Below are 16398 nucleotides of genomic sequence, written 5' to 3'. Positions count from 1 at the left end.
CACATTATGCACATAATTAACAAAAAGAAAAAGCTTGACCAAAAAGAAAAATTTACTACTACTAATTTAATATATCAAAAAAAACAAAAAGGGACATTTTGATTTTGTTAAAAAGGGGACATTTTTAATTTGTCTTGACAATGCGGTCTGAAAAACTTGACATAATCAAATAAATTGTGATACTTTCTGTTGCATGATAATTCAATTTAGGAGATAAACTAATATGAAAAAATTTCCGATATTCTTACTCGCATTTTCAATAATCTTAATCAGTATAACTCCTGCCCATAGCTGGCCATGGTCAAAAAATCGTCGTCCACTTCCGCCCAAAACGGCAACGATTCAAGGACAAGTAACAAATTCCCTAACAAATCAAGCCATATCTGGCGCAACCGTCCAAGCAGGCAGTTACAGAGCCAGTACAAATGCAAATGGGAATTATGTGATAAAGAACGCAAAAGCATGGTTCTGGGGAAGAATATATAGAGTAAAAGCCGAAGCAAATGGATATTATTCAAGTTCCAGATGGATATATGTAAGGAAAGGAAGGATATACACATTAAACTTCAGATTGAGACCTAAAAAGCCACTAATATTAGTCAAGATAACCGCTCCTAAAGATAATTCATATATAAAAGGAACTGGTTTAGACGTATCAGTATCATGGCAGGGCAGAGCGGGAATAATAGATTTATATTTAGACAATAGTTTAGCTGGAAGCTACAGAACATGGCGCTGGTGGCATAGGGCAGGGAATCACACGTTCAAAGTAGACATTTCAGTTCAACAAGACGGAGAACACAAGCTAAAAGCAATTGCATACAGATCGCACAAGAGAAGAGGCTATAAAGCAGAATCTAAAGAGATAACATTTATCTTAGACAATACCTCTCCTGTAATTTCGGGTATTTCACCAGAAAACAGTGCTTTAATAAACAGCAATCAGCCGGAAATCTCAGCAGTGTTGTCGGATGCAACAAGTGGAATAGATAAAGAAACTATCATATTAAAACTTAATGATGTTGAAGTAACTGCAACTTATGATGAGATAACCGGAAAGGTAAGTTATACGCCAACCACAGTGCTTTCAGATGGGAATCATACAATTTCTATTGAAGTAAAAGACAAGACAGGGAATGAAGCAATTATAACATCAACTTTTAGAGTAGATGTAACCTCGCCAGTAGTATCAAACATCCAGCCGGAAGATGGTTCAGAGACGACTGAAACAAAGCCGATGATTTCTGCCAGTTATTCAGATTCTGGATCTGGAATAAATGTAACTACAGCAAAGATATTAGTAGGCAATATAGACCAAACTTCACATGCTACGATTACAGAAACAGGCATTAGTTATAAGCCAGCAGAGGATTTGTTGTATGGTGTTACAGGAGTTCATATAGAGATAAAAGACAATGCAGAAAATCTTGCCCAAGTAGATTTTGAATTCACAATAAGAGATTATGTCCATGAACTGGAAGATGGAGTTAGTGAAGGAGATTGGGATAAGATTTGTGAATCAGCGGATAAGATTATGAAGGAAGGAGGGAAGCTGGTAGATGAATTGATTGAAGCTGCAAAGGATGAAACAAAAGATATCGTGCTAAGATCAATGTATTTAGAGATATTAGGAGAAATTGAGGATTCAAAAGCAGTAGACAGTTTAATAAATGTTGTTAAAGATGACTCTGAAGATTCGGAAATTAGAGCAAATGCAGCCTACTCATTAGGTAAGATAGGTGATTCGAGAGCAATTGAACCATTATTGGAAGAATTGGATAATGAGGATACAAACTTACGTTCTACCATATCATTAGCGCTTGGCTTACTAAACGCGCCTGAAGCTATAGCTCCTCTACTTGATCAGTTAAATAACAGTAAAGACCTTACAGAAAGGATAAGAGCAGGAAGCTCATTAGCTAGTATGAAAGCTCAACAAGCGTATGATAGTTTTATAAGCATTTTAATAAGCGATGAAGATGAATCAATAAGACTGCTGTCAGCTTTGTGGCTGGGAGAACTTGGAAATATTCTAGCAGTTCCATCATTGATAAATGCGTTGAAAGATAAAGATAGTTATGTTGCTTGTAACGCAGCAATAGCATTGGGAATGCTAAAAGATACGTCAGCAGTACAGCCATTGATAGAGGCATTAGAAAAAGAGGGATTATTAAGAATAGAAGCAGCAGATGCGCTTGCAGAAATAGGGGATCAAAGCGCAGCGCAAGCAATTGCGAATGTAATAGAGATAGAGAAAGACACATGGGGATTAACGAAACTAAAAGAGGCTTATAAGAAATTAACAGGCAATGAATATGAATAACAAGATTTTTATAAAATCTTTAATAATTTTTGCAGTCGTCTTGTCTATTCCATTTTTAACAGGTTGGAAGAATAAAATAGCTAGGATGGGACTGAAGGGTAAAATTGCTTATGAAATACCCGGAATAGATGGAAGTGAGAAAATAGGGATATTAGATTTAGAAACAGGGAAACATAAAAAAATAAATGTAGGTGAAATTGCTTATGATCCTGAACTATCTCCTGACCAGAAAAAAATAGCGTATGTTACAAGTTATGCAGGAGGTTCGCTACAGATATATAATATGAAAACAAAGACTAAAAAATCGTTTGAAAATAAAGAGACAGTTCGTTGGCCTAAATGGTCTCCTGATGGGAAGAAATTACTTTATTATTCAAACAGATTGGCGATTGGTGGGACTGAAGGAACTTATATAATAAATATTGAAACTGGTAAGGAAGAATTCATTATTGAGTCTGTTTCAGATGCTTTATGGTCATTGGATGGAGAAAAAATAATCGCATTCATATCTGGAAAAGGAACTTGTTTTATAGATGCGCAAAATAAAAAAACATCGCCTTTTGTTAATCCGAACCTGTTGAATAAAGCTATAAATCCTCGCTTTTCTCCAGATGGCAGTAAAGTTGCATATGAAGCAAGTACAAAAGAAACTTCATACGAAGATATATTTATTATAGATAAAGACGGAAGTAATAAGAAGAAATTAACCAATTCTCCATATAAGAAACTAGATATCTTTTTGCCGCATTTGTATGGATGTTCGTATCCTAGGTGGACACCGGATGGCAAAAAAATTATATATCGGAAAGCGCTGAGAGGAGGCTATTTACCGCTTTTTTATTCAGCATCTTATTTATATATGATGAATCCGGATGGGACAGATAAGGTAAAAATAAAAAGATTCTGCTTTTAACATTGAGGAGTCAAGATGAAAAACTGTAACAAATTGCAAATTTTAGGAGTGATTTTATTGTTAATATTCTCTAGTTGCTTTATTTATGCGGAAGAGAAATTTGAAAAAGGAGACGCTATATACACTGACATGGGAGGAGGGCTTAATCCTTTCTGGTTTCTAGGTCATGCTGGATTATATTATTACTGGGATAGTACAGAGAACGAAGTTAGCCATGTTGCGGAACCTGAGAATTATGAAAAACATTTTATTATTCAATCAGCCGATAATGGCGTTCAGGGATTTGGAAAAAACAAAATAACATTTCAAAAGTTTTATGATGATGGTAAGTTCTGGGGCGTAAAAACCACAAAATTGTCTTATCTTCAACGTAAAAAAATCATACAAATAGCAAATCAAAAAAGGGTAATCCGTATGCCTTTTTCAAGGGCTATAAGGGCAGTGTTAAGAAGGATCGCCTAGATACCTTTCGTTGCGATGGATTAGTTGAATATTGTTATGAAAGGGCTGGAGTTGGATATTTTTATGACGGGAAATGGGTAGAAGGAATAGTTGATGATAAAAGCTGGAGATCATTGACTCCAAAAAAGCAGATGAACTATCTTGCTACAGAATTTGAGCAATATACACCACAATTTGATCTAATAAAGTTTGGAGAATTGGAAGATGTAATTTGCATTGATGGAGAACCAGTAGAGCCTGATCAAGATGGTTATTATCACATTAATAAAAACTGTAGTGTTAAAACCTATGTTTGTGACGGGGAATATGGCTCTGGAATAGCCAGGTTTGAATTATGGCTTGGAGAGCCAGACGATACTCCTGAAAAACAAGGAGAAGAAGATAATACAGGAACACGTTTATATAAGAATAATGAGAAACATGAACTTTACAACTGGTATAATTTTGATTGGGATATCAGCGATGTTAAATCAGGCGACTACAAAGTTTACGCCAAAGCCTTTGATCAGGCAGGGAATACAAAAGAGACATATATAAATGTTAAAATAGAAGCTGCAGGAGCAATACATAATTGTCTTGAATTACAAGCTATGAAAGATAATCTTTCTGGTAATTATTGGTTGGCAAATGATATTGACTGCACTTATTGCACACAAGATCCAGGCGGAGCTTTATATAATGGGGGGCAAGGATTTGATCCTATTTATTTTTTCACAGGAACTTTTGACGGCAAAGGGCACACGATAACAGGACTCAAAATAAATAGAAGTGTCGCTTATGTTGGATTATTTGGAAGGCCAACCAATACATCAGAAATAAAAAATGTTGGTTTAATAGATGTTAATATAACTGGGCTGACATACACAGGGGGGTTGGTTGGAACACTCGGTGGAAAATTAAAGAATTGCTACACTACCGGATCTGTAACTGGCGGTGGGGAAGTTGGAGGATTAGTTGGTCGGAATTGGTCGAGTGAGGATATAGAAAATTGTTACTCTGAATGCAATGTTTATGGTGGCGGAAGCGTAGGTGGATTGGTTGGGATGCATATAACCGGTAAAATAACTAGCTGTTATGCCACTGGTAATGTAAGTAGTGCGGGCGGTGAAATAGGGGGATTAGTTGGGACGAATTGGAGGTATTGTCCAATAACTAACTGCTATGCTACAGGTGCTGTAAGTGGAAACAGTAAATTGGGGGGATTAATTGGATCTTTATGCTACGATAATACACTAGAAAAATGTTACTCTACAGGTCATGTAAGTGGTAATCAGTATGTAGGTGGATTAATTGGACTGAATTACTGGAACTGCCCAGTAAATGATTCTTTCTGGGATACACAAATATCAGGAACATCATATAGTCCGGGTGGTATAGGGAAAACAACAGTAGAAATGAAACTAAAGGCTACATATACTGATTGGGACTTTAGCTCAATCTGGGATATTATAGAAGGGGATGGTATTAACCCGGAAACTGGAACATACCCGTGGTTAAGGTAAGAAACGCAAGCCAAGATTGCTTCGTCGTTATGCTCCTCGCAATGACTGAATTGAGTAAATATTTACTCAATTTTATGGAGACAACTTGATTGAGTATCCAAACTACAGAGGCAGTCGTTCTTAGAAGTACAAATTTCGCAGAATCCAGCAAAATCGTTACATTCTATTCTCCTCAATTTGGCAACATAAAAGGAATTGCAAAAGGTGCTAGAAGCGCAAAAAACAAGTTCGGCAGCAGCTTGGAGATATTTAGTCACGTTACTTTGGTCTTTTATCAGAAGAAAACAGATATTCAGCTTGTTAGCCAATGTGATCTAAAAAATACATTTTTAAATATACGTAATAATATAGTTAAAATAGCTTATGCATCATATTTTATAGAACTTATAAATAAAACTACTGAAGGGGCTCAAGAGTGCGAGCAGATTTTCAGCTTACTTCTTAATGCCTTAATTACATTAGAAACTACTAATGTGGAACCAAAAGTTCTCACGCACTTTTTTGAAATCAAGCTTTTGAAAATGCTTGGATGCATACCTGTTTTTGATAGGTGTGTGAATTGTGGAGCAAAGATACTCAATGCAAGATTCAGTCTCAGTCTCGGGGGCGTTCTTAATAGGGAATGCTGGGAAGCAGATGAAAGTGCTCTTCGGGTATCTCTAGGCACTATACTGACTGTACAGCATTTGCAATCATCAGACTTCTCAGACATTTCCCGTTTAAAACTCAGTAAATTATCTAGTAAAGAGCTTAAACTAATGCTAGAATCCTATATAAAATATACATTGGTTAGGGAACTAAAATCACTAAAATTTTTAGAACAAATTACAAGCATATGACATTTCAAGAAATCATATCAGCGCTTACTGAATATTGGGCGAAACAGGGTTGTGTAATTGCACAACCCTATGATCTTGAGGTTGGAGCAGGGACTTTCAGCCCTTATACCTTTCTAAGAGTGCTTGATGGAAAACCATGGAAAGCAGCCTATGTTCAGCCGTCCAGAAGACCGACGGACGGAAGATATGGAGAAAATCCAAATAGACTTGGCCGCTATTATCAATATCAGGTAATACTGAAACCTTCTCCTGATAATGTGCAGGACATATATCTGAATAGCATAAAAGAGCTGGGGATAAATCTCTCCAAACACGATATAAGGTTTGTTGAAGATGACTGGGAATCTCCCACACTTGGAGCGACAGGACTTGGCTGGGAAGTTTGGCTTGACGGTATGGAGATAACTCAGTTCACGTATTTTCAGCAGGTTGGAGGAATTGAGCTCAATCCTATATCAGTTGAATTGACTTATGGCTTGGAGCGCATTGCAATGTATCTTCAGGGAAAAGAAAATGTCTTTGATATTGATTGGACAAATGAATTTAAATACGGAGATGTTTACAAGGATAATGAAAGAGAGTTTTCTATATATAACTTTGAGAAGGCTGATACAAAGATACAGTTTAAACTATTTGTTATGTACGAAAAAGAGGCAGGAAGACTGATAGAAGAAAAACTGGTTCTTCCAGCATACGATTATACATTGAAATGCTCTCACGTCTTTAATGTTCTGGATGCAAGAGGAGTTATAGGAGTAGCAGAAAGAGCCAAATTCATACAAAGAGTAAGAAAACTGGCTTGTATGTGCGCAAATACATATCTTGGGAAAGAATGAAGAATTTATTGTTTGAAATAGGAGTGGAGGAATTACCTGCTTCGTACGTTAATTCAGCAAGAGGTGATATCGCCAGAATTGCCTCTGAAATGTTTGAGGAAACAGGATTAAAATTTTCTCCTAAAATTCATTCTCTTGGCACTCCCAGAAGACTTGTTCTTTTTATTAAAGCTCTAAGTGAGAAACAGGAGGATAAGGAGATAACGGTTCTGGGTCCGCCGTATGATAAGACATTTGATAACGATAATAAACCGACGTCAGCCGCAATTGGTTTTGCCAAGAAGTTCGGGCTGAGTGTCAGTGAGCTAAAAGTTGAAGAAACTAAATCAGGAAAATATGTTTTTGCAGAAAAGATTGAGAAGGGAAGACCAACTGCAGAACTTCTCAAAGATTTAATACCGCAGCTGATAGAGTCAATCCCTTTCCCAAAAACTATGAGATGGGATAATTCTGGTGTCAAATTTGCGAGACCGATAAGATGGTTAATGTGTTTATATGGGGATGAAGTGATTCCTGTTAAATTCGGAAAACTTGAGGCAGGCAATATAACTTATGGACATCGTTTTCTTGCCCCAGACGTAATAAAAATCAACAGCGCAGATATTGATGAATATAAAAAAAGTTTGAAGGATGCTTTTGTTATTGTTGATCAATATGAAAGAAAGGGTAAAATAAAAGAGGATTTGGAAAAAATCTTAAAGAAAGATAATCCAACTTTAGTCGTATTTGACGAAGCACTTTTAGACACGGTAACTGATCTGGTTGAATATCCAAATGTTCTGAAAGGCACTTTTCCTGAAGAGTTCTTAAAGGTTCCTGATATTGTGCTTGAGGCGGCAATGAAATCTCATCAAAAATATTTCCCTGTTATTAAGGGAAAACAACTTGAACTTACTAACAAGTTTGTTTTTGTCTCTAATATGAAAGGCAATGAAGAACAAATCATAGAGGGGAATGAGAGAGTGCTTAACGCAAGACTTGCCGATGCTAAATTCTTCTGGGATGAGGATAAAAAAACAAGTTTGGAAGAACGCGCGAAACAAATAATGGAGGCAAGAAATGCTCATCAGTTTGGAACGCTGCCTAAAAGAATCAGAGCGATAGAAAGATTAGCAAAGGTGGTAAATAAGAATGTAGGCGTAGATTCAAAAATACTTAAGAAAGTATGTGAATTATGCAAAGCTGATCTGGGAACTCATATGGTTGAGGAGTTTCCTGAACTTCAGGGGGAAATAGGCGGAGAATATGCAAGAGAGGGCAATGTCCCTGAAGAAGTTAGTTCAGGCATAGCTTGTCATTATTATCCAAGATTTGCAGAGGATAAACTTCCGAATACAAAGGCGGGAAGCGTGGTTTCTATATCAGATAAGATGAATGCGATTGTGTCTCATGTTATTGAAAATGAGAACGCAATAACCGGTTCAGGCGATAAATTCGCTTTAAGAAGACAGGCAATAGGAATTCTTAGAATAATTCTTGAAAGAGAATATGACATTGATCTGGAGAATATAATTGGCGAGTGTATAAAACTTTATAAAATCAGTGAAGATGAACATGAGAGGGTTTTTCGCATGGTCGTTGATTTCTTCAAACAAAGATTAAAAAACATTCTTATAAGTTGGCATTTTCACAGATATGATTTTGTTGATGCTGTGCTTAATACTCATGGTTTTAAACCGGCAGAACAGGATAAAATTCTGTACGCACTTTCTAAACCAAGTAAAAATGATTTTGAATCAATAACAACCTCTTTTAAGCGTATTTCCAATATTCTGAAACAGGCAAGAGAAAGAGGGATAAAGTTTATTTATTTTAACAAGAAAAAACTTGTTGAGCCTGAAGAAAAGACACTTGCTAAAAAGTTTTTAGATATCAGTAAAAGCGTAAACAAATTAATGAAGGGAAAAGAGTATATTAAGGCATTTAGTCAGATTATAAGTCTGAAAAAACCTTTAGATGATTTTTTTGACAAGGTTATGGTAATGAATGAAAATCATGCCTTGAGAAACAACCGCCTTGCATTCCTGCAGGAAATAGAGAATATGTTTTTACAGCTTGCCAATTTCTCGTATGTCGTAACAGAAAAAAACAGGTAAAAGAAGATAACCTGTTGGGGGGCAGTAGCTCAGTTGGGAGAGCATCACGTTCGCAACGTGGGGGTCGGGGGTTCGAATCCCTTCTGCTCCACTTATAAAAATAGAAGGTTAAAGTCATGGAATGGGTAAATTCTAATTACAGGCTTCCAATCAAATCATGGTGTAGGGATGTGGAGGAGGAAGCAATGGTTCAAGCAGTGAATCTTTCAGAACATCCCAGAACTTTTCATCATGTTGCCTTAATGCCGGACTGCCATGTTGGATACGGCATGCCTATTGGAGGGGTAATCGCCTGCAGGGATGCTGTTATCCCAAATGCTGTTGGAGTTGATATCGGCTGTGGTATGTGTGCCGTTAAGACTACATATAATACTTCTGAAGTTTCAGAGCGAGCAGTAAAAGACATTATTTATAAGCTGAGAAGTATAATACCTGTTGGTTTTTTACATCACAAAAAAGGGCAAAGCTGGCCGGGTTTTGATAAGGCTCCTGATATTCCTGTTATTCAAAGGGAATTAGAATCCGCAAAAAAACAGCTTGGTACTCTTGGTGGAGGTAATCACTTTATAGAAATTCAATCTGGTTCTGATGGATTTATTTGGCTGATGCTTCATTCTGGCAGTAGAAATTTTGGTTACAAGATAGCAAAAGAGTACAATGCAGTTGCTCAGAGGATTTGCAATAGAGAACACTTCAATGGGCAGAAGGATCTTTCATTTCTGTCTATGGGCACAAAGGATTCGGAAGAATACACTGAGGCTATGAAATACGCCCTTGCATTTGCACAGGAAAACCGAAGATTAATGATGGCACATTTTAAATCAGCAGCCAGGGAGGTTCTTCATTGCGAGTTTGACAGAGAAATAAATATCCATCATAATTTTGCGGCTCTGGAAACTCATTTTGGAAGAAGTGTGTGGATTCACAGAAAAGGCGCAACTCAGGCGAAAAAAGGACGGATGGGAATCATTCCGGGCTCTATGGGAACAACGTCGTACATTGTAAGAGGATTGGGTAACCCTGAAAGTTTTATGTCATGTTCGCATGGAGCAGGTCGGTGTATGAGCAGGACAAAGTTTAATAAAATCTGCTCTGTTGAAGAATGCAATAAGGCTATGCATGGTATTGTTTACGCTCAGTGGAGCAAAGACAGAAGGGGCAATATTGATTTGAGCGAAGCACCGCAGGCATATAAGGATATTGATGCAGTTATTGAAAGTCAGAGTGATTTGGTTGAGGTTATTATTAAGCTCAGACCATTGGGAGTAATAAAGGGGTGATACGCTTGCATGCAAATTTTTCAGGGACAGTTCAGGGAGTAGGATTTAGATTTACTGCAAGAAGAATTGCCGAGCAGTATGAAGTTACAGGTTTTGTCAAAAATCTTCCAAACGGGCGGGTAGAAGTAGTGGCAGAAGGCGATAGAGAAGTCGTTGAAAGCTTCATAGACTCTATATGCAGCAGTCTTCGTGATTATATAAGGAATGTTGAAAAGCATTGGGAGCCTGCAACAGAAGAATATAAAGAATTTGAAATTAGATTTTAGGGATGATTTAGGTGACTGACAATATATATCCACATAGAGCAGTTTTTTTAGATAGAGATGGGACAATTAATACAGAGGTTGATTATTTAAAGAGTGTGAAGGATTTAAGACTCATCAGAGATGCTGCAAAGGCTATCAGATTTTTAAATCAGAATAAGATTAAAGTTATTATTGTTACCAACCAGTCAGGCATTGGCCGAGGTCTATTCTCTATAGACGATTTAGATAATGTGCATAATGAATTAAAGAGAAGATTGCGTAGGAATGGTGCTTATATAGACGCAATATACTATTGCCCACACCATCCTGATGAGGAATGCTCTTGTAGAAAACCTAAAAAGGGGATGTTCAAACTGGCTGCAAAGGATTTTGATTTAAAACTCAATAAATGTTATATTATAGGAGATAAATTAACAGATATTAAAGTTGCCCATAATATATCTGCAATGGGAATACTGGTTAGAACAGGTTATGGAAAACTAGAGCAAAATAAGCTAAGGAAGGCGGGTATTGTGCCTGCCCATATTGCAGAAAATTTATATGATGCTGTAAAATGGATAATAAGAAATATAAACAGAGAAAAAAATGAGTGATTTAGCAGGTATTACTAAAGAGTTCAGCGGTAAAAGAGTGCTTAGCATTGGGGATATGATATGTGACGAATATGTATATGGGGAGGTCTCTCGCATATCAAGGGAAGCACCTGTATTGATTTTAAAGTTTGATTCAAACATGTTCAAGGTGGGAGGAGCAGCAAATGCGATATCAAACCTAAAAGCGTTAGGTGCAAGAGTATATCCCGTTGGTGTGATAGGGAATGATAATGCTGGGAAAGAGGTTGTTTCCTTTCTCGGGAAAATGAGGGTGGACACAGACGGAATTATTATTGATAAATCCTGTTCAACAATTACAAAAACACGGATTATGGCAGGTAGTTACCATACAGCAAAGCAGCAGGTCATACGAATAGATAAAGAAAAGAATTTTCGCATAAGTTCAATTAGCGAAACAAAAATGCTTACTTATCTTGACGAAGTGCTAGATACTATGGATGCTGTACTTATTTCAGATTATGGATACAAGACTATCTCAAAAGCGGTGTATTCTGCAATATCTAAGTATGCAAAGGAGAAGAAACTTGTTCTGGTTGTTGATTCCAGGTATGGATTACTCAACTATAAGTATGCAACAGCAGTAACACCGAATGAGACAGAGGTTGAAGATGTTTTTCATTGCAGCATTAATGGAGAAAAATCCCTGTGCAGCATAGCAGAGAGGCTTAAATCCGAGATAGAGTGCGAGAATACAATCATAACGCGCGGCAGTAAAGGCATGATGGTATTAGACAAACACAGTAAAAGTACATTTATACCAATACACGGAAGTACAGACGTGGTTGATGTTACTGGTGCAGGGGATACGGTTTCTGCCGTAGTAACTCTGGCTCTTTCAGCAGGAGCAAGCGCAATTGAGGCTGCAAGACTGGCAAACTATGCGGGCAGTATTGTTGTTATGAAAACAGGTGCAGCTACAGCCACACAAAAAGAGTTGATTGATGTTGTAAAATACGCAAAAAAATCATGAAGGTTTATAGTCTAAATAACCTTCCTAATCTGGTAAAAGAACTTAAAAAAGATAACAAAAAAATAGTTTTTGCAAACGGCTGTTTTGATATTCTGCATGTAGGGCATACCAGATATCTTGAGCAAGCAAAGTCTTTGGGCGATATATTAATTGTAGGGATCAATGATGATGAATCTGAATCACAATTGAAAGGGCATGGCAGACCAATTATGCAGGAGGAAGATAGAATAGAGATTGTAGCAGCTTTAGAATGCGTGAATTATGTAGTGCTTTTTTCAGACCTTACTGTAGAAAATTTGTTAAAGATTATAAAACCAGCAATACATGCAAAAGGAACAGATTATACAGCTGAGACTGTTCCAGAACGAGATATTGTTCTTTCCTATGGTGGACAGATTGCAATAACTGGAGATAAGAAAAACCATTCAACAACCGATATAATAAAAAAAATACAACAACAGTTATAAATTATGATTGGCACGTACATATCAGAATACAAAATAAGCAAACGTCTTTCTTCTACTAGTCTTACTGATGTTTATTTGGGGATTAGAGACAAGAGAAAGGTAGCCATCAAGGTGCTGCGAATAAAACCGGATACTGAAAAGAAGCATATCAATAGATTTTTTTATGAAGCCGAGATAATGCAGAAATTAAATCATAAAAATATTCCTGAGGTGTATAATTCTAACAGAGAAGATGATATTTGTTATATTGTATTAGAATATTTTGATGGACACAATCTCAGGGAGCTGATAAGTAGGCATCATACTCTGTTAAAAAACTATATTGATATAATTTTGAATGTATGCGAGACACTTGAATATATTCACAAAAGGGGCATTATCCATCAGGACATAAAAAGCAGAAATATGATTTTGACAAGAGACATGGATGTAAAAATAATAGATTTTGGTTTAGCTTATGAAAAGAATAAATCTAATGTAAGGATTAGAGAACGGGCTGGTACTCCACATTATATGTCGCCTGAACAAATAAAAGGCTATAGAGGAGATGAAAGATCTGATATTTACTCTCTTGGTGTTGTTATGTATGAACTTATAACAGGCAGGAGACCATTTGAAGGAAATTCATTCGATGAAATTGTTACTCAGCAAGTGAATATGCTTGTTAAATCCCCTCGATTTCATAATCAAGAGATGTCTAAGGATCTTGAGAATATTATTCTAAGAACTCTTAATGTTGATCCTGCAAAAAGGTACCAGAGCGTAGAAGAATTGGTTTTAGATATAAAAAAGGGCATGTAGATGATCGAAGATAGGTATCTAACAAGAAAACAAGTTCAGCGAATGTTAAAGTTTAGTAGAGAAGAGATGCTGAAACTTATTACTGAGCAAAAGCTGAAAGCCTATCGCCTAGACAATTGCATTGTGTTTAAATATGAGGATGTAGATAAATTTATGCTTGCAATTGAGCAAGAAGGAAACTCTGAGACAAAGTCAAAGAATAGATGAATTCCTCCGTTATAGTCCTTGTAGGCCCTACAGGTATAGGCAAAAGTAAAATTGCTGTAAGCCTTTCTGCATTCTTCCCTTCAGAAATTGTATCAGCAGATTCCATGCAAGTATATAAATACATGAATATTGGAACAGCAAAACCGTCAAGAGAAGAGAGAAGAGCAGTTCCTCATCACATGATAGATATTATTTATCCTGATCAATATTTCAGTGCAGGGGAATATGCGAAAATGGCAAGAGACAAAATAAATAGAATTATTAACTCAGGCAAAACTCCGATACTTGTCGGGGGTTCAGGTTTATATATAAGAGCGGTAATTGACGGTCTTTTCTCTGAACCTATGGTCAAAGAGACTATTAAAAAAAGAGTAAGAGCTCAGCTGGCTAATAAGGGTTCTCGTTATATGTATGGAAAGCTTAAAAAAGTTGATCCTATAGCTGCAGCAAGGATTCATCCAAATGATTGGAGAAGAATAATCAGAGCTCTGGAAGTTTTTTTATCAACAGGAGAGACTATTTCAAGTCTTCAGAGTAAAACTAAAGCCGAGTCCATAGATTGTCAATATCGCATAATAGGGCTTAAGGCAGAACGCAAAAATCTTTATAGGAGAATTGAGAGCAGAGTGGATTTTATGTTCAAAAAAGGGCTTACGAGAGAGGTTAGACGGCTCATAAAAAAAGGATATGACGAAGACCTTTTGCCTATGCAGAGTTTAGGATATAGGGAAGTTTTGGGATACATAAATGGACATTATGGTCTTGATGAAGCAAAAGCACTCCTCAAGAAAAATACCCGTCATTTTGCAAAAAGACAGATGACTTGGTTCAAGAAGGATTCAAGGACTAAGTGGATAGAAATAAGCAGTACAGATAGAGAAATTGACTTGATTTGTCATAACATTCTCAGATTAGCAGGATTGCGAGAAATTTGACACAGCACATAAAATTTAATATCATACCACCGATTTAATAGTTTAATTAGGGAATCTGTATAAAGGAGACTGCAATATGTCCAGATTAGGAAAGAGTATACGTTTGGAGAGGATAATTAATAGAAATACTGGAAGAACTGTTATTGTGCCAATGGACCATGGTGTAACTGTAGGGCCGATCAAGGGAATTGTGAATATGCGGGATATGGTAAATGACATTGCTGAAGGCGGTGCAAATGCAGTTTTAGGACATGTTGGTCTTCCCAAGCATGGTCACAGAAGACATGGTAAAGACATAGGATTAATTTTGCATCTTTCTGGTAGTACTCTCTGGAGTCCTGACCCAAATGCAAAGGTATTGGTAAACACAGTTGAAAATGCTCTGAAAATGGGCGCTGATGGAGTATCTGTTCATATAAATATTGGTGCTGAGAACGAGGCAGAGATGCTAAGGGATCTTGGCATGGTCAGTGTTGCATGTATGAACTGGGGAATGCCTCTTCTTGCAATGATGTATATACGTGGGAAGAAGTTCAAGAGTGAATCAGAGGTTGAAGGAGTTAAACATGCAGCAAGGATTGCAGCAGAATTAGGCGCAGATATTGTTAAGGTTACATACACAGGATCAAAGGAGACTTTTTCCGAGGTTGTTGAAGGATGTCCAATACCAGTAGTTATTGCCGGAGGAGAAAAGGCGTCTAATGACAGCGAAGTGCTTGAAAATGTTAAAAACTCGCTGGAAGCAGGCGGGGCAGGGGTTTCTATTGGAAGAAATGCATTTCAGCATAAGCATCCTAAAAAGATGGTTGAGGCAATATGCAAGATTGTGCATGAAGATGTCTCTGTAGAGGAAGCGTTAAAAATTTTAAATTAATAAGGATGATAAATAGTGAAACAAGTTTGGGTTAATGCGAGACCGTGGAATAAAGAGATCGTTGTTGCAGCTCTGGAATGTGGAGCAGATTTTGTTGTTGTTGATAAAGGATTTAACGGGAAGGTAAAGGAACTGGGAAAAATACAAACTGTTTCTGAGGATGGAGATCTGCAAATAGACAAGGATGTTGCGCAAATAGAAATTAAGAAAAAAGAGGATGAAATCAAAGCAGCAACGATACATAACAAATGGATAGTTATTAAGACGCATGACTGGAAGATTATCCCTCTGGAAAATCTTATTGCCCAAACAAAAGGGTTAATAGCAGAAGTTAAGAATTTACAAGAAGCAGAAGCAGCCTTGAATACCCTTGAGAAAGGGGTAGATGGTGTTTTATTGGATATAAAAAATCCTGCTGAATTAAGAAAAGTGATTAAACAGCTAAAAATAGAAAGTGTCTTGCTATCTATTAAAAAAATAAAGATCAAGTCTGTAAAGTCATTAGGCGTTGGAGATAGGGTTTGTGTAGATACCTGTACTAATATGACTATTGGAGAAGGAATGCTGGTTGGTAATACAAGCTCGAGCATGTTTCTTTTGCATTCAGAATCAGTAGAAAATCCGTATGTTGATCAAAGACCTTTTCGTGTAAATGCAGGAGGAGTGCATGCATATGTGATGGTTACAGATGGAAAAACACGATATCTTTCGGATCTTAAAGCAGGGGATAAGGCACTGATTGTAAACTGGGAAGGAAAGACACAAGAGGTGATTGTTGGCAGAATAAAGATTGAGAAAAGGCCTATGCTTCTTGTAGAAGGAACCTGCAACAAACAGGAAGTGTCACTTGTATTGCAAAATGCAGAAACAATAAGATTAGTAACTCCGGAAGGAAAACCAGTTTCTGTCGTCAGCTTGAAGCCCGGAGATGAAGTGCTCGGGCACATAGAAAAGTCTGGCAGGCATTTTGGAATGAAGATTGAAGAAACTATAGTTGAAAAATAACTATAATA

17 protein-coding genes and 1 tRNA gene are annotated in these 16398 nt (G+C 36.9%); all 18 read left to right on the top strand.

The features are described from left to right. Nucleotides 1–223: 223 nt before the first annotated feature. The 18 genes from Q7J67_03490 (at nucleotide 224) to Q7J67_03405 (ending at nucleotide 16390) form a co-directional block, all read left to right on the top strand. Nucleotides 224–2323, top strand: a complete 2100-nt coding sequence (locus Q7J67_03490; GenBank protein ID MDO9464340.1) for a HEAT repeat domain-containing protein — start codon at nucleotides 224–226, stop codon at nucleotides 2321–2323. Beyond that, nucleotides 2310–3236: a hypothetical protein gene (locus Q7J67_03485; GenBank protein MDO9464339.1), complete on the top strand. Its 927-nt coding sequence runs from the start codon at nucleotides 2310–2312 to the stop codon at nucleotides 3234–3236. The genes Q7J67_03490 and Q7J67_03485 overlap by 14 nt, the downstream gene beginning before the upstream one ends. A gap of 15 nt (nucleotides 3237–3251) precedes the next feature. Then, on the top strand, nucleotides 3252–3698 hold the full coding sequence (locus Q7J67_03480; protein ID MDO9464338.1) for a hypothetical protein: 447 nt from the start codon (nucleotides 3252–3254) through the stop codon (nucleotides 3696–3698). A 113-nt stretch (nucleotides 3699–3811) separates the two neighbouring features. Further along, nucleotides 3812–5200, top strand: a complete 1389-nt coding sequence (locus tag Q7J67_03475) for a GLUG motif-containing protein (protein ID MDO9464337.1) — start codon at nucleotides 3812–3814, stop codon at nucleotides 5198–5200. Between the two features lie 89 nt (nucleotides 5201–5289). Then, entirely contained in the window at nucleotides 5290–6039 is a 750-nt protein-coding gene (gene recO, locus Q7J67_03470) for a DNA repair protein RecO (GenBank protein ID MDO9464336.1), read from the top strand. After that, nucleotides 6036–6875, top strand: coding sequence for a glycine--tRNA ligase subunit alpha (locus Q7J67_03465; GenBank protein MDO9464335.1), 840 nt, complete (start codon nucleotides 6036–6038; stop codon nucleotides 6873–6875). The genes recO and Q7J67_03465 overlap by 4 nt, the downstream gene beginning before the upstream one ends. After that, entirely contained in the window at nucleotides 6872–8971 is a 2100-nt protein-coding gene (glyS, locus tag Q7J67_03460; protein MDO9464334.1) for a glycine--tRNA ligase subunit beta, read from the top strand. Before Q7J67_03465 ends, glyS begins: the two co-directional genes overlap by 4 nt. A gap of 18 nt (nucleotides 8972–8989) precedes the next feature. Next, nucleotides 8990–9062, top strand: a tRNA-Ala gene (locus Q7J67_03455). Between the two features lie 25 nt (nucleotides 9063–9087). Continuing rightward, a complete protein-coding gene (locus tag Q7J67_03450) occupies nucleotides 9088–10251 on the top strand; it encodes an RtcB family protein (protein MDO9464333.1) in 1164 nt (387 codons plus the stop codon). After that, the gene (locus tag Q7J67_03445; protein MDO9464332.1) at nucleotides 10248–10517 is read left to right on the top strand and encodes an acylphosphatase; all 270 of its coding nucleotides are present in this window, start codon (nucleotides 10248–10250) and stop codon (nucleotides 10515–10517) included. Before Q7J67_03450 ends, Q7J67_03445 begins: the two co-directional genes overlap by 4 nt. A gap of 11 nt (nucleotides 10518–10528) precedes the next feature. After that, nucleotides 10529–11110, top strand: coding sequence for a D-glycero-beta-D-manno-heptose 1,7-bisphosphate 7-phosphatase (gene gmhB, locus Q7J67_03440; GenBank protein ID MDO9464331.1), 582 nt, complete (start codon nucleotides 10529–10531; stop codon nucleotides 11108–11110). Beyond that, the gene (locus tag Q7J67_03435) at nucleotides 11103–12101 is read left to right on the top strand and encodes a bifunctional ADP-heptose synthase (protein ID MDO9464330.1); all 999 of its coding nucleotides are present in this window, start codon (nucleotides 11103–11105) and stop codon (nucleotides 12099–12101) included. Before gmhB ends, Q7J67_03435 begins: the two co-directional genes overlap by 8 nt. Continuing rightward, the gene (rfaE2, locus tag Q7J67_03430; GenBank protein MDO9464329.1) at nucleotides 12098–12568 is read left to right on the top strand and encodes a D-glycero-beta-D-manno-heptose 1-phosphate adenylyltransferase; all 471 of its coding nucleotides are present in this window, start codon (nucleotides 12098–12100) and stop codon (nucleotides 12566–12568) included. The genes Q7J67_03435 and rfaE2 overlap by 4 nt, the downstream gene beginning before the upstream one ends. Nucleotides 12569–12571: 3 nt before the next feature. After that, on the top strand, nucleotides 12572–13369 hold the full coding sequence (locus tag Q7J67_03425) for a serine/threonine-protein kinase (protein ID MDO9464328.1): 798 nt from the start codon (nucleotides 12572–12574) through the stop codon (nucleotides 13367–13369). Then, nucleotides 13370–13576 (top strand): helix-turn-helix domain-containing protein, encoded by a 207-nt coding sequence (locus tag Q7J67_03420; protein ID MDO9464327.1) that lies wholly within the window; start codon nucleotides 13370–13372, stop codon nucleotides 13574–13576. After that, the gene (miaA, locus tag Q7J67_03415) at nucleotides 13573–14511 is read left to right on the top strand and encodes a tRNA (adenosine(37)-N6)-dimethylallyltransferase MiaA (protein MDO9464326.1); all 939 of its coding nucleotides are present in this window, start codon (nucleotides 13573–13575) and stop codon (nucleotides 14509–14511) included. Before Q7J67_03420 ends, miaA begins: the two co-directional genes overlap by 4 nt. A gap of 76 nt (nucleotides 14512–14587) precedes the next feature. Beyond that, nucleotides 14588–15385, top strand: coding sequence for a 2-amino-3,7-dideoxy-D-threo-hept-6-ulosonate synthase (locus tag Q7J67_03410; protein ID MDO9464325.1), 798 nt, complete (start codon nucleotides 14588–14590; stop codon nucleotides 15383–15385). A 15-nt stretch (nucleotides 15386–15400) separates the two neighbouring features. Further along, nucleotides 15401–16390 carry a 3-dehydroquinate synthase II gene (locus tag Q7J67_03405; GenBank protein MDO9464324.1) on the top strand — a complete coding sequence of 330 codons (990 nt, stop codon included), beginning with the start codon at nucleotides 15401–15403 and terminating at the stop codon, nucleotides 16388–16390. Nucleotides 16391–16398: the final 8 nt, after the last annotated feature.

Source organism: bacterium (assembly GCA_030652805.1).
Taxonomy (GTDB): Bacteria; JAHJDO01; JAHJDO01; order JAHJDO01; family JAHJDO01; genus JAHJDO01.
The sequence above is the reverse complement of the archived record's forward strand: the minus strand, read 5'-3'. Positions and strand labels throughout refer to the sequence as shown.

Bases quoted from the DNA above. Each gene is read 5' to 3' on its own strand.
- Q7J67_03480 (MDO9464338.1), top strand. From the start codon at position 3,252: ATGAAAAACTGTAACAAATTGCAAATTTTAGGAGTGATTTTATTGTTA.
- Q7J67_03485 (MDO9464339.1), top strand. From the start codon at position 2,310: ATGAATATGAATAACAAGATTTTTATAAAATCTTTAATAATTTTTGCA.
- miaA (MDO9464326.1), top strand. From the start codon at position 13,573: ATGAATTCCTCCGTTATAGTCCTTGTAGGCCCTACAGGTATAGGCAAA.
- Q7J67_03465 (MDO9464335.1), top strand. From the start codon at position 6,036: ATGACATTTCAAGAAATCATATCAGCGCTTACTGAATATTGGGCGAAA.
- rfaE2 (MDO9464329.1), top strand. From the start codon at position 12,098: ATGAAGGTTTATAGTCTAAATAACCTTCCTAATCTGGTAAAAGAACTT.
- Q7J67_03410 (MDO9464325.1), top strand. From the start codon at position 14,588: ATGTCCAGATTAGGAAAGAGTATACGTTTGGAGAGGATAATTAATAGA.
- glyS (MDO9464334.1), top strand. From the start codon at position 6,872: ATGAAGAATTTATTGTTTGAAATAGGAGTGGAGGAATTACCTGCTTCG.
- Q7J67_03450 (MDO9464333.1), top strand. From the start codon at position 9,088: ATGGAATGGGTAAATTCTAATTACAGGCTTCCAATCAAATCATGGTGT.
- Q7J67_03490 (MDO9464340.1), top strand. From the start codon at position 224: ATGAAAAAATTTCCGATATTCTTACTCGCATTTTCAATAATCTTAATC.
- Q7J67_03435 (MDO9464330.1), top strand. From the start codon at position 11,103: ATGAGTGATTTAGCAGGTATTACTAAAGAGTTCAGCGGTAAAAGAGTG.
- Q7J67_03425 (MDO9464328.1), top strand. From the start codon at position 12,572: ATGATTGGCACGTACATATCAGAATACAAAATAAGCAAACGTCTTTCT.
- Q7J67_03420 (MDO9464327.1), top strand. From the start codon at position 13,370: ATGATCGAAGATAGGTATCTAACAAGAAAACAAGTTCAGCGAATGTTA.